Below are 12,597 nucleotides of genomic sequence, written 5' to 3' on the forward strand. Positions count from 1 at the left end.
GGGGTGGGCTTCCCTGCCGGTCCGCCGGTTTCGCCCCCTGGGGGGCGCCCGAAGGGCGTAGGGGGGGGCCTTTTCGTAAGCATGCGTTTCCGGCGGCCCACGGGTATTGTTTGATTCATGGTACCGTCATTATTCTGTCAATGACGTGAAACGCTAAGCACCGACACTCGACTTACCTGTCAAGGAGTGTGCATATGCTCGAATTCACCCGCATCGAAGCGCGTCGCGGCCTGGCCGACGAACTTCAAGGCGGTGTCCAGACCCCCGGCCTGGTCGTGGGGTTGGCGCGTTCCTGGGAAGAAGTCCGGCAAGCCCAGCGCCTGCGTTACGAGGTGTTCACCGAAGACATGGGGGCCGTCTTCCCGACCGCCATCGACGGCATCGACGAGGACCGGTTCGACGCCTGGTGCGAACATCTCATCGTGCGTGAACTGGATACCGGCCGGGTCGTGGGGACCTACCGCATCCTGGGGCCCGATCAGGCCCGCCACGCCGGCGGCTACTATTCCGAGTCCGAGTTCGACCTGTCCGGGCTGGGGGCCATCCGCAGCGAACTGGTCGAGTTCGGCCGTTCGTGCACCCATCGAGACTACCGCAGCGGCGCCGTCATCATGCTGCTGTGGTCGGGGCTGGCCGAGTTCCTGCGCCGTACCGGCAAACGCTATGTGTTCGGCTGCGCCAGCGTCAGCCTGCGCGACGACGGCGCGACCGCGGCGGGGGTGTACCGCTCGGTGGCGGCCGACATCGAGCAGGCCCGCGACCTGTGCGTGCAGCCGCTGCACCGGCTGCCCGTCGAGCGCCTGGACTGCAACCTGCCGACCCGCGTGCCGCCGCTCATCAAGGGCTACCTGAAAGTGGGCGCCCGCGTGTGCGGCGAGCCGGCCTGGGATGCCGATTTCAACACGGCCGACTTTCCCATGCTGCTGTCCATCGACGCGCTGGACGACCGCTACCGCCGGCATTTCGGGCTGGAATCCCAGGTCTCGAGGCGTTCGTGAGGTCCGCGGCGTCGCCTGGCCGCCGCCTGGCGGCGGCATTCCCGCGCCCGTCGGGAACGCGGCGCAGGCGCTTGCGGTTGACGCGGCGGCTGCGCCGCACCGGGGTGAGGGTGCTGCGCCGGCTGACCCGGCGCCTGCGTTCAGAGCTCAAGCAGCTCGAACGTGAATCCCACCTTGCGCCATTCTGATTCCTCGGCGCGCAGCGTGAAGTCGGTCAACGGATGGGCGCTCATCCAGGCCGCGTCCGTCTTGACGATGACGGACGACCCCTTGACCGACACCTTGATGGGCGGCGCGGTGATGTCCTCGCGCCGCCGGTAGAGGATGGCCGCCAGGCGCAGGCACAGGATGGCGATCCACTGTTCGTGGTGGGTGACCAGGTGCTGGAGCTTGGCCAGCTTGCCCTGGTGGCCCAGCGCCAGGAGCGCGAGCAGCGCCTGGTCCTGGCGCGAGAAACCCGGCATGTCGGCGTGTTCCAGGATGTAGGCCGAGTGCCGGTGATAGGTGTTGTGGGCGATGGACAGGCCGATCTCGTGCAGTTCGGCGGCCCAGCCCAGCACTCGGGTCAATTCCTGGTGTTCGTCGGCGGGGATGGGCACCAGCTGCTTGAACAGCTCCAGCGCCGTCTGCCGCACGCGCGCAGCCTGGGCGCGATCCACCTTGTAGCGGCTCATGAACTGGCGCACGGTGTCGTCGCGCTTGTCCAGCGAGGCGTCGCGGCCGGCCAGGTCGTACAGCACGCCCACGCGCAGCGCGCCGTCGGCCGTGCGCATCACTTCTATGTTGAGTTCGTCGAAGACCGCGCTCATGATGGCCAGCCCGCCCGGCAGCACCGAGGTACGGTCCGGCTTGATGCCCGCCAGTTGCGCGCGTTCGACGGTGCCGGCCTTGATCAGCCGGTCCTTGAGCTTGTCCATGCCGCGCCGGGTGATGCCGCCTTCCGAGAAGCCGGATTCGGTCAGGATCGCGCCCAGCGCCTTGCTCGTTCCCGACGAGCCGTAGGCTTCCTGCCATCCTGCCTTGCGATACTGCTTGGCGATGACCTCGATCTCGCGGCGGGCGGCCATTTCTGCCTGCTTCATCGTATGGGCGTCGACGATGCCGTCGGGAAAATAGGCGCGGCTGAAACTCACGCACCCCATGTACAGCGATTCCATCAGCTCGGGCTCGAAGCGCCGGCCGACGATGAACTCGGTCGAACCGCCGCCGATGTCCACCACCAGCCGCTTGGCCGGCGAGGGCGGCAGCGAATGCGAGACGCCCGAGAAGATCAGGCGGGCCTCCTCGCGGCCGGCGATGACCTCGATGGGAAAGCCCAGGGCTTCTTCGGCCAGGGGCAGGAACTCGGCCACGTTGCGCGCCACGCGAAAGGTGTTGGTGGCCACCGCCCGCACGCGTTCCGGATGGAAGCTGCGCAGGCGTTCGCCGAAGCGGCGCAGCACCTGCAGGGCGAAATCGGTGGTCGAGGTGTCCAGCGTCTTGTCGGCCCGCAGGCCCGCCGCCAGCCGCACGGTTTCCTTGAGCCTGTCGACCGGGTAGATCTGGACGGTTCCGCCTTCGTCGACCACGCGGCCGATGACCAGACGGAAACTGTTGGAGCCAAGATCGACGGCGGCGAGCAATTGGTTCATGGAATGGAAAGATGGGAGGCGAACTGCAAGAATAAGGCGCTTCGATGACAGAATGGTTGCACTGTCATAAGGTAGTCATCATTTTGACGCAAAAATAACCCTCTCAGCTTCGTCCCTCCATTTTTGCGGATCCCCCATGGTTGCCAGACTGCCTGCCAAAGACCTGTTCCTGAATCGCGAGCTTGCCTTGCTCAAGTTCAACGAACGGGTCCTGGCCCTGGCCGAGGACGACCGCACACCCTTGCTCGAGAGGCTGCGCTTCCTGTGCATCGTGGCCTCGAACCTGGACGAATTCTTCGAGATCCGCGTGGCCAGCCTGCACGAGCAGGTGCGGCAGAATCCCGGCGCGCGCGGGCTGGACGGCCGCACCCCGGCCGAGGTCGTGCAGCGCGTGTCCGAGGCCGCGCATGCGCTGGTCGAACGCCAGTACGCCTTGCTGAACCGCGAGGTGCTGCCGCGCCTGCAGGCCGAGGGCATCGTGCTGCACATGGCGCAGAGCTGGACGCCGGCGCAGCGGGCGTGGGCGCACGAGGTGTTCCGGCTGGACGTCATGCCGCTGCTGACGCCCATCGGCCTCGATCCGGCGCATCCATTCCCGCGCGTGTTCAACAAGAGCCTGAACTTCGCCGTCCAGCTGTCGGGCCGCGACGCCTTCGGCCGCAATGCCGCCATCGCCATCGTGCAGGCGCCCCGCGCCTTGCCGCGCCTGACCCAGATGCCTCCCGAGCTGTCCGGCCACCCGCACGGCTACGTCATGCTGACCTCGTTCATGCAGGCCTTCGTGGGCGACCTGTTCCCCGGCATGACGGTGGACGGCTGCTACCAGTGGCGCCTGACGCGCAACAGCGACCTGTTCGTCGACGACGAGGAAATCACCAACCTGCGCCAGGCCCTGCAAGGGGAACTGACCCAGCGGCACTTCGGCGACGGTGTCCGGCTGGAACTGGCCGACTCCAGTCCGCCGGAACTCGAGAGCTTCCTGCTCAAGGAGTTCTCGCTCACGCCGGCCGACGCCTACCGGGTGGACGGCCCGGTCAACCTGGCGCGGCTGATGCAGCTGGTGAACGGCATCAACCGGCCGGAACTGAAGTTCCCGCCGTTCCGGGCGGCGCTGCCGGCGCCGTTCGACCGCAGCAACCTGACGCCCGACGAACTCTTCAAGGCCATCGCCGCGCAGGACCGGCTGCTGCACCATCCCTACCAGTCGTTCCAGCCCGTCATCGATTTCCTGACCGCGGCGGCGGCCGACCCCAGCGTGGTCGCCATCAAGCAGACCATCTACCGCACCGGCGAGGACTCCGAACTGATGCGCCTGCTGCTGGCGGCCGCGCGGTCGGGCAAGGAAGTGACCGTGGTGGTGGAGCTGATGGCCCGTTTCGACGAGCAGACCAACATCAACTGGGCCGCGCGCCTGGAAGAAGTGGGCGCGCACGTGGTCTACGGCGTGGTGGGCCACAAGACCCACGCCAAGATGGCGCTGGTGCTGCGCCACGAACGCGGCCGCATCCGCCGCTACGGCCACCTGGGCACCGGCAACTACCACCCCAGCACGGCGCGCCTGTACACCGATTTCGGCCTGTTCACCGCCGACGCGCGCATGTGCGAGGACATGGAGCAGATCTTCTCGCAACTGACCGGACTGGGCGCGCGCCGCCATCTGAAATGCCTGCTGCAGGCGCCGTTCTCGCTGCACGAAACCATGGTGGCGCTGGTCCGCCGCGAGGCGCGCCACGCGCGCGCGGGCAAGCCGGCGCGGATCATGGCCAAGATGAATTCGCTGCTCGAGCCCTCGGTGATCGAGGAGCTGTACAAGGCCAGCCGCGCGGGCGTGCGCATCGACCTGGTGGTGCGCGGCGTATGCACCTTGCGCGCCGGGGTCCCGGGGCTGTCGGACAACATCACCGTGCGGTCCATCGTCGGCCGCTTCCTCGAGCACTCGCGAGTGTTCTATTTCCTGAACGGCGGCCAGGAGGTGGTCTACCTGGCCTCGGCCGACTGGATGGACCGGAACTTCTTCCGCCGCGTCGAAGTCGCTTTCCCCGTCTTCGATCCGGCCTTGAAGAAGCGGGTGATCGACGAATCCTTCACCTTCGCCCTGCGCGACAACCAACTGGCCTGGCAGCAGCAGCCCTCGGGGGACTACGGGCGGGTGAAGTCGCGCCGCCGGCCGTTCAATCTCCATGCGCACCTGATGAAGGCGCTGGGCGGTTCCGACGAAACCGCCGGCTAGGTCCGACGCGACCGCAGCAGCGCGGGCGTGAGCACCAGCGTGGCCAGCGCCAGCCCGACACCCACGATGAAGCTGCCGCCATAGCCCGCCAGCGCGGCCAGGGCCATCAGCGACGAGGACGCGGCCATCTCGCCCAGGTCGCGCATGCTCTGCACGGCCGTCATGTCGGTGCCGGCCTGGTCGCGCGCGTGGGCGAAGCGCATAGCGGCGGTCATCATCGCGACGGATGCGCTGCCGGCGCCGAAGCTGGTCAGCAGCGTCGCCAGCCAGACCGCATGGCCGGGCAGCGCGGGCGAGGTCCAGGCCAGCACGGTCCAGACGGCGGCCGCGATGCCGGCCGAGGCGATGCCGGCGAAGAATACCGGCCAGGTACCCAGCCGCGACACCAGCCAGGCGCCGCCGCCGCACCCCAGAACGATGGTGACGGCGCCGCCCGCCATGCCCACCTGGCCGATCTCGTCCAGTGCCCAGCCGGCATCGACCAGCAGCAGCTTGGACAGCCCATGGCAGGCCACCACCGTCACGGCCGACAGGAAGGCCGCGGCGATCAGCGCCCAGGCGTGCCGGCCCGAACGCAGGAAGCGCCACAGGCTGGCCCGCTGCGGGCGCGGCCACCGGTCGGACGGCGGGGCGGGTTCGCGCCAGGCCGCGACCAGCGCCAGGCTGAGCGCGATGGGCAGGGCCAGGAGCAGCAGTGCGCCGGTCTGGCCGACGCGCGCGTAGGCCATCAGGAACACCGGACCGCCGTAGAAAAAACCGATCATGGTGCCGGCGACCTGGACCGCGTTGGCGGTGCCCAGCGAGCGGGTGTCGAACCGTTCGGCGACCAGGCCGTCGGTGGCGATGTCCTGCGTTGCGCTGGCCAGCGACGCGGCCACCGACAGCGCGAGCAGATAGGGCAGGGTGGCCTGCGTGACCCCGATCGCCATGACGCCCAGCAGCAGTGCCAGGACCAGCGCCTGCATGGGCAGGATCCAGCTGCGCCGACGCCCCAGGCGCGGCGACCAGTGGTTGTCCACGATCGGGGCCCAGCCGCATTTCAGCACCCAGGGCAGGCTGATCAACGGCAGATAGGCCAGGGCGCCGAGACTGGCGCCCTGGCCGCGCAGGATGGCCGGCAGCGCTTCCATCGCGAGTCCGAAGGGGATGCCTTGGGAAGCGTACAGGCAGGCGATCATGGGCCATTGCAGCAGCGTGGCGCCGCGTCGTGTCGCCCGGGTGGGGGAAAGAGAGTGCATGTCAGGTTTCCAGGTCATGGGGGCGGTGCAGGCGGTGCTCGCTGTCGGTGGCGGGGGTGACGAACATCAGGAGGCCCGGCTGGCGCACCTCCAGCCGGTGCCACCATCCTTGCGGAACGACGAGGGATTCGCCCGCGGCGACTTTCAATTCGCGTTCGTCGCCCGCGTCCGCGGCCAGGACGACGCGCAGCGATCCTTCCAGCAGCGTCAGGATCTCGTCGCCGCGTGGATGCCGTTCCCAGTGATTGCCGTGGACCGAGGCGGTGTCGGTGATGGGCTTGATGCCGATGATCCAGCCGGCCCGCGGCAGGCCGTCGCGCTGGAACGGCATCAGCCGGACCGTCGCGTCGGCCTGGAGGATGGCCAGCGAGGAGGACAACGCGAAGAGCCGGGGCAGGCGCGAGGCGTCGCCTGTGGGGGCGGGGAGTTTGTGTCGGGTCATGATGGATGGCGAGGGGAAAAACGGGCGAGCCGCCACAGCAGCGCGCCCGCCAGGATCAGCAGGAGGTTCAGGCCCAATGCCGGCCACTCGGCGGCAAGCGGGTGGCCGGACTGGCGCGCCAGGCTGGCGAGGGCCGCCAGCCAGAGCAGCGCACCGGCGGATCGCAGCGCGGCCATGGCGCGCCGGCCGCCGTCCCCGGGCCACGCGAAGGCGGCGGCCGAGGCCAGCCAGGCACCCCAGAAGACCCACGCTTGCAGCGCCGGCCGGGTCGGCAGGGTGTCCGGCGTCAGGCTGGTGGCCGCCAGAAGGGCGCAGCACGCAAGCGTCAGCCCCAGGCAGACGCCTTGCGTTGCCCGCCGCGGCCAGGTCCGGGCGTGCTCCGGCGTGGCCCGCCGCCGCAGCCAGAGCCAGGTGCCGGAGGCGGCCAGCAGCGCGGCGGCCAGTCCCCCCGCCGCATGCACCCAACGGCTGGCCGTGCCGCCGTATTGCGCGAAGTGCAGGGGCTGGATGGCGATGAAGGCCCGGGTCCAGGGACCGCGCTGCGCCGCGCTGTCGTGGCGCAGCAGCGCGCCGTCGCGCAGGCGGTAGTGGAAGCGCTCGAACACGCCGGTGCTCAACTGGCCGGCGCCGTGGCCGCGCAGGGTGGCGTAGGCCTGCGCATCGCCCCAATGCCGGACGGCGACGCTTTCCACCTGGAAGCCGGGATGCGCCTGCCGGTGGCGGTCGACCAGGGCGTTCAGGCTGGGCATGTCGGCGGGCTGCCCCTGCGCGGGGAAGGACGCGTTGTCCATCAGCGCCTGCATGGCCCGGCGCGGGTCGTCGGGGAAGGCGTGCGGCGCAAGGTTGACGGTGGCCAGCGCGCCCAGGCCCGAGAAAATGCCCGTTACCGCGATCAGCAGCAGGAGCGGCGAGAGCCAGAGCCCCAGCAGCTTGTGGGCGTCGAGCGCCAGCGTCCGGACGTCCGCGCCTATGCGCAGGCGCAGCAGTCCGGGGGCCCGGCGGGGATGGTTGGCCACGCCGCCCGCGACCAGGAAGGCCAGCGCGAAGCCGAACAGGCTGACGATCACCCGCCCCGGAAAGCCCGCGTGCAAGGTGTTGTGCAGCGTGACCAGCAGGTCCGCCGCGCCGCCATGGGTGGCGGGCATGGGGCTGGCGTCGCCGGCGCGCAGGGCCAGCGCGGCCTGGCCGGCGGCCGGCCTGCCGCCGGCGGGGGCCACGATGGCATGGCGCCGCAGGCCGTCCGGCAACTGGATCGTCAGGGAAGCGGTGTCGCCGAATCGGGCCTGGCCCGCATGCAGCAGGGCGTCCAGGTCGGGGCGCGCGGTGGCGGCCTGGCGCCCGGACGGCATTTCCCAGTAGCGGATTTCCTGCTTGAGCACGGCGAACATGCCGGTCAGGCAGACCACGAACAGCACGAGGCCCACGACCATGCCGGCCCAGGCGTGGGTGACGGCCACGGCGCGCCGCATGGGCACGGCCGTGCGCACACCCAGGAACAGGCAGGCGCCCAGCATCAGCAACTGCGCCAGCACGCCGATGAACATGCCGGCGTACAGCCGGTCCAGCGCGTCGCCCAGCGGCGCCCGGCGCGCGATGGCGATCGCCAGGCCGATGGCGGCCGCCGGCGCGGCCAGGACGGCCAGGCCCGTGCGCAGGGGCCAGCGCGGGGCCGGCACCCTAGTACTCCATGCGCAGCGTCAGCGCCACGCTGCGGGGTTCGCCGTAGCGGTTGTTCCAGCTGGTGCCGGACAGGCTCTGGTAGTAGCGCCTGTCGAACAGGTTGTTGACGTGCAGCGCCGCGCTCATGTGCTTGTTGATGCGGTAGCCGATCCGCAGGCTGGCCAGGGCATAGCCGCCCTGGCGCAGGGTCACGCCGCCGGACTGCACGGTGTAGGCGCTTTGCGCCTGGATGCCCGCGCCCGCGCTAAGGCGGCCGTCGTTCCCGGGCAGGACGGTGTTCGCCCACAGCCTGAAGATGTGCTTGGGCGTGAAACGGGCGAAGGGCTGCCCCTGCGACTGGGCGTCCTTCAGGTACTCCGTGGCGTTGTAGGTATAGCCCAGCGACAGGTCCAGCCCCGGCATGACCCGGCCGTTGACTTCCGCCTCGATCCCGCGGCTCTCGACCTCGCCGCCGGCGATGTAGTAGCAGACGGCGCCCGCGCACGGATGCGCTGGGTCGGTCTGTGCGCGGTTGCGCTGCCGGATGTCGAAGAGTGCCACGCTGGTGTCCAGCCGCCCGTCCAGCAGGCCGCCCTTGATGCCGACCTCGCGGTTGCTGCCCTGCACCGGGTCGAGCATGCCGCCCTCCCACGTGGTCTGCGTCTGGGGCTGGAAGACCTGCGCGTAGCTGGCGTAAAGCGCCCACTGCGGGGAGATGTCCAGCACCAGGCCGCCATAGGGCGTGAACTCGCTGCTCAGGCGCGAACTGGCCGAAGCGGTGTCCTGTTTCCATCGGCTCACCCGTCCCCCCAGGATCAGCTTGAGGGGGTCGGCCAGCGAGAACCGGCCCATCGCGTAGAGGCCAGACTGGACCATGCGCGTCGGTCCGCGCGACGTGTAGGAGCCGACCGCCGGTTCGGGCACGCTGTGCGGATCCCAGTTCCAGACGTCCACCGGCACGCCGACCGGCGTCAGGAAGTTGGCCGAGAACTGCTCGGTGCGGGTGCGCAGGTGGTTGACCCCGATCAGCGCCTCGTGCCGTCGGCCGAACAGCGTGAACGGGCCATTCAGATACCCGTCGGCGCTGGTCTGGCGGTTGTCGAACTCATAGGCGCCGCCCGTCAGGCGCGGACCGGCGCCCGTCGCGGGGTCGACCGCGCCATTGGCGCCGGCATATTTCAGGTCGGCGTCGCCGCTCAGGTGGTTGACGTTGAGCCTGGCCGTCCAGCCATTGGCGAACGCATGCTCCAGGCCGGCGAACAGCCGCGTGTTGTCCCAGTTGAAGCGGTCCCAGGCGACATCCAGGTAGGTCGAGCGCGGCAGGCCGATGTCGCGGCCGTCGCGGTAGAAGGGCACGCCGGCCATGTTGGTGATCGAACGGATGCGCTGATGGTGGACGCCCACGGAAAGCACGGTGTCGGGGCCCAGGTCGAGTTCGGCCGTGCCGTACAGGTTGGTGGATTTCTGGCCGGCCACGTCGTAGAAGAAATCGCGGTCCTCGTGGCTGGCCACCATCCTGGCGCGCAGGCTGCCGCTCTCGTTCACCGGGCCGCCCACGTCCGCCTCGGCGCGGTAGCGGTTCCAGCTGCCGGCGGTCAGCGCGCCGCGCGCGCCGAACTGCCGCGGCGCCCGCTTGGGCACGAGGTTGACGGTGGCGGCCGGGTTGCCCGTGCCCTGGAGCAGGCCATTGGCGCCGCGCAGGATCTCCACCCGTTCGTACATGCCCATGTCCTCCGGCGCGCCGGCCGTCTGGCCCATGAGCACGGGCACGCCGTCCTGCTGGAAAGAATCGATCTTGAAGCCCCGGGCGTAATAGCCCGTGGTGAGCTGCTGATAGGGCTGGACAGTGATGCCGGGCGCCTGCTGCAGCACTTCTTCCAGCGTCTGCAGGTTCTGTTGCTGCATGCGCTCGCGGTCGATGACGGTGATCGATTGCGGCGTTTCCTTGGCGGACTGCGACGTCTTGAGCAGCGACGACGGCGTATCCGCGCCGCCCGTGACGGTGACCGCGGGCAGCGTGCTGGCCGGCGGCTCGGGCGCGGACTGGGCATGGACCCCCGCGCCCAGCAGCATGATGGCCGTGGCCAGGGCGGTGCGGGGCAGGCCGGGGCGCCATGCGCCCGGCCGGGAATGAAATGGCTTGCGGGTATCCACGAAGACCCTCTCCCTTTTTATGAATTGAGAATCAATCTCATAAATTCTAGGGAGGGAGCCGGATGCGAATTGGCGATTGCCGGTATCACTCTGGCGATCGAGGGTATCCGCGGCTAGCGGCGCAGTCCGCGCGGCGCGATGCCGAAGCGTTTCTGGAAAACCTTGGAGAAGTGCGAGTCGCTGTAGCCGGCGGCGAAGGCGGCCTGGGCCACGGTGCACTGGCCGGCGGCCAGCATGCGATAGGCGAACTCGAGGCGCTGGTCGCGCACGAATTGATAGACGCTGCAGCCGAACACGGCCCGGAACCCCCGCGTAAGCGTCGTGACGTTCAGGCCGACCTGGCGCCCCAGGGCTGCCAGGCCAGGCGGCTCGGCAAGCCGTTCGAGCAGCCGGGCGCGGGCCTCGTGCAGCGCGTCGAGCTGGCGCGGCGACAGCATGAGCGCATCGGCCTGGGCCGGCCCGGCGGCGGGCGCGAGTTCCAGGCCGGCCAGCACGGTGGCGGTCAATTCCAGGGCCTTGCCGGCCAGGTAGAGGTCGCGCAGGTTGCCGCGCAGGGGGCAGGCCAGCAGTTGCCGGCCCAGGGCCTGCAGGATCCGGTTGGCCTGCCGGTCGAGGAAGAACGGGGCATCGGCGCCGTTGCGCTGCCGGGCATGCCGGCCGATGTCGAGGTCCAGGCCTTCCTGCAGCGCTTGCTCGGGCATGCGCACGGCCACGTAGCGCAGCGGCGAGGCGGCATGGAAGGCATGGCTGACCGTGAAGGGGCTGCGGCTCAGGCTGAGGTGGACGGCGGGACCCTTCAGGCCCACCTGCCGGTGTTTTTGCATCGAATAACGCAGTTCCCCGCCCAGCAGCAGGACCAGCTTCAAGCCGGCTTCGTTCTGCTCGGTAATGGCCTGGTCGTGATCCGCGCGCAAGATACCGCCGCTGATGGACAGCGAGGCGGTCACGGCGGGGACATGCCACTGTTCGGGCACCGGAGCGGGCATGGCTTTATATTGAATGAGAATCGTTCCTGATTTTACATGCCCGCTCCATGACCGTCATGTGTGCTGTCATGGTCATGTCATATTTGCTACGTAATCTGACGCCGTCGTGAGCTTTACCTCCCACAAAAGCAGAGGACCTGCAAATGTTCAAACTCGTATTCAAGCAAGTTTCGGTGGGCGTCGTGCTGGGCGTTGCCGCGTTGTCCGCGCACGCCGCCGATATCACCGGTGCCGGCGCGTCGTTCCCTTACCCCATCTACGCCAAGTGGGCCTCGGATTACAAGGCCGCCACGGGCAACACCGTGAACTACCAGTCCATCGGTTCGGGCGGCGGCCAGAAGCAGATCATCGCCAAGACCGTGGATTTCGGCGCCTCGGATGATCCCATGAGCGGCGCCGACCTGGAAAAGAACGGCCTGGTCCAGTTCCCCGCCGTGATCGGCGGCATCGTTCCCGTCGTCAACCTGCAAGGCATCCAGCCCGGCCAGCTGAAGTTCACCGGCGCGCTGTTGGCCGACATCTACCTGGGCAAGGTCAAGAAGTGGAACGACGAGGCCATCGCCAAGCTGAACCCCGGCGTGAACCTGCCCGCCGCCGACATCATCGTCGTCCACCGTTCGGACGGTTCGGGCACGACCTTCGGCTGGACCAACTACCTGTCCAAGGTTTCCGCCGACTGGAAGTCGACCGTGGGTGAAGGCAAGGCCGTCAAGTGGCCCGCCGGCCAGGGTGGCAAGGGCAACGAAGGCGTCGCCAACTACGTCAAGCAGTTCGCCGGCGCCATCGGCTACGTCGAATACGCCTACGCCAAGCAGAATAAGCTGTCGCACGGCCAGGTCCAGAACAAGGACGGCAAGTTCGTCCAGCCGGAAGAGGCCGCCTTCGCCGCCGCCGCCGCGAACGCCGACTGGAAGAGCGCGCCGGGCATGGGCGTGATCCTGAACAACGAGCCGGGCGAGAAGAGCTGGCCCATCACCAGCGCCACCTTCATCCTGATGCACAAGGCCCAGGACAAGCCGACGCAAGGCGCCGAAGTCCTGAAGTTCTTCGACTGGGCCTTCAAGAACGGCAAGAAATCGGCTTCCGAGCTGGACTACGTGGCGCTGCCCGACGCGGTGACGACGCAGATCCGCTCGCTGTGGAAGTCCGACATCAAGGACGCCAGCGGCAAATCGCTGTACTGATCCGCCGAGGTGCCATAGTGGCGTGAAACGGGGCCGGGCAGAGTCGTCCGCCCCGTTTTTCGCGTCTCCAGGCCC

The 12,597-nt window shown here is 68.9% G+C and carries 9 protein-coding genes; 3 read left to right on the plus strand and 6 right to left on the minus strand.

From position 1 onward, the window contains the following. Nucleotides 1-194: 194 nt before the first annotated feature. Complete coding sequence (locus EV675_RS25810) at nt 195-998, plus strand: GNAT family N-acetyltransferase (RefSeq protein ID WP_130361326.1); 804 nt, start codon at nt 195-197, stop codon at nt 996-998. Between the two features lie 140 nt (nt 999-1,138). Here the strand turns inward: EV675_RS25810 and ppx are convergent, their stop codons facing one another. Next, nucleotides 1,139-2,629 carry an exopolyphosphatase gene (gene ppx / locus EV675_RS25815; RefSeq protein WP_130361328.1) on the minus strand — a complete coding sequence of 497 codons (1,491 nt, stop codon included), beginning with the start codon at nt 2,627-2,629 and terminating at the stop codon, nt 1,139-1,141. 136 nt (nt 2,630-2,765) lie between these two features. Here ppx and ppk1 point away from each other — a divergent pair, with 136 nt between their 5' ends. Beyond that, complete coding sequence (ppk1, locus tag EV675_RS25820; protein ID WP_130361330.1) at nt 2,766-4,859, plus strand: polyphosphate kinase 1; 2,094 nt, start codon at nt 2,766-2,768, stop codon at nt 4,857-4,859. Here ppk1 and EV675_RS25825 read toward each other — a convergent pair. From EV675_RS25825 to EV675_RS25845, 5 genes are all read right to left on the minus strand, one after another. Further along, the gene (locus EV675_RS25825) at nt 4,856-6,037 is read right to left on the minus strand and encodes a RhtX/FptX family siderophore transporter (RefSeq protein ID WP_423213252.1); all 1,182 of its coding nucleotides are present in this window, start codon (nt 6,035-6,037) and stop codon (nt 4,856-4,858) included. The genes ppk1 and EV675_RS25825 overlap by 4 nt on opposite strands. A 61-nt stretch (nt 6,038-6,098) precedes the next feature. Further along, entirely contained in the window at nt 6,099-6,539 is a 441-nt protein-coding gene (locus EV675_RS25830; protein WP_130361334.1) for a cupin domain-containing protein, read from the minus strand. Next, entirely contained in the window at nt 6,536-8,215 is a 1,680-nt protein-coding gene (locus EV675_RS25835; RefSeq protein WP_130361336.1) for a PepSY domain-containing protein, read from the minus strand. Before EV675_RS25835 ends, EV675_RS25830 begins: the two co-directional genes overlap by 4 nt. 1 nt (nt 8,216) lies before the next feature. Further along, complete coding sequence (locus tag EV675_RS25840) at nt 8,217-10,271, minus strand: TonB-dependent siderophore receptor (protein ID WP_130361945.1); 2,055 nt, start codon at nt 10,269-10,271, stop codon at nt 8,217-8,219. 194 nt (nt 10,272-10,465) lie between these two features. Beyond that, complete coding sequence (locus EV675_RS25845) at nt 10,466-11,338, minus strand: helix-turn-helix transcriptional regulator (RefSeq protein ID WP_130361338.1); 873 nt, start codon at nt 11,336-11,338, stop codon at nt 10,466-10,468. Between the two features lie 143 nt (nt 11,339-11,481). Between EV675_RS25845 and pstS the strand changes: the two genes are divergently transcribed. Further along, the gene (pstS, locus tag EV675_RS25850) at nt 11,482-12,522 is read left to right on the plus strand and encodes a phosphate ABC transporter substrate-binding protein PstS (RefSeq protein WP_130361340.1); all 1,041 of its coding nucleotides are present in this window, start codon (nt 11,482-11,484) and stop codon (nt 12,520-12,522) included. Nucleotides 12,523-12,597 lie beyond the last annotated feature (75 nt).

Source organism: Pigmentiphaga kullae (assembly GCF_004216695.1).
GTDB classification, from domain to species: domain Bacteria; phylum Pseudomonadota; class Gammaproteobacteria; order Burkholderiales; family Burkholderiaceae_B; genus Pigmentiphaga; species Pigmentiphaga kullae.

Excerpts from the sequence above, each read along its gene's own strand:
- EV675_RS25810 (WP_130361326.1), top strand. The coding sequence starts at position 195 with ATGCTCGAATTCACCCGCATCGAAGCGCGTCGCGGCCTGGCCGACGAA.
- ppx (WP_130361328.1), bottom strand. The coding sequence starts at position 2,629 with ATGAACCAATTGCTCGCCGCCGTCGATCTTGGCTCCAACAGTTTCCGT.
- ppk1 (WP_130361330.1), top strand. The coding sequence starts at position 2,766 with ATGGTTGCCAGACTGCCTGCCAAAGACCTGTTCCTGAATCGCGAGCTT.
- EV675_RS25825 (WP_423213252.1), bottom strand. The coding sequence starts at position 6,037 with ATGATCGCCTGCCTGTACGCTTCCCAAGGCATCCCCTTCGGACTCGCG.
- EV675_RS25830 (WP_130361334.1), bottom strand. The coding sequence starts at position 6,539 with ATGACCCGACACAAACTCCCCGCCCCCACAGGCGACGCCTCGCGCCTG.
- EV675_RS25840 (WP_130361945.1), bottom strand. The coding sequence starts at position 10,271 with ATGCTGCTGGGCGCGGGGGTCCATGCCCAGTCCGCGCCCGAGCCGCCG.
- EV675_RS25845 (WP_130361338.1), bottom strand. The coding sequence starts at position 11,338 with ATGCCCGCTCCGGTGCCCGAACAGTGGCATGTCCCCGCCGTGACCGCC.
- pstS (WP_130361340.1), top strand. The coding sequence starts at position 11,482 with ATGTTCAAACTCGTATTCAAGCAAGTTTCGGTGGGCGTCGTGCTGGGC.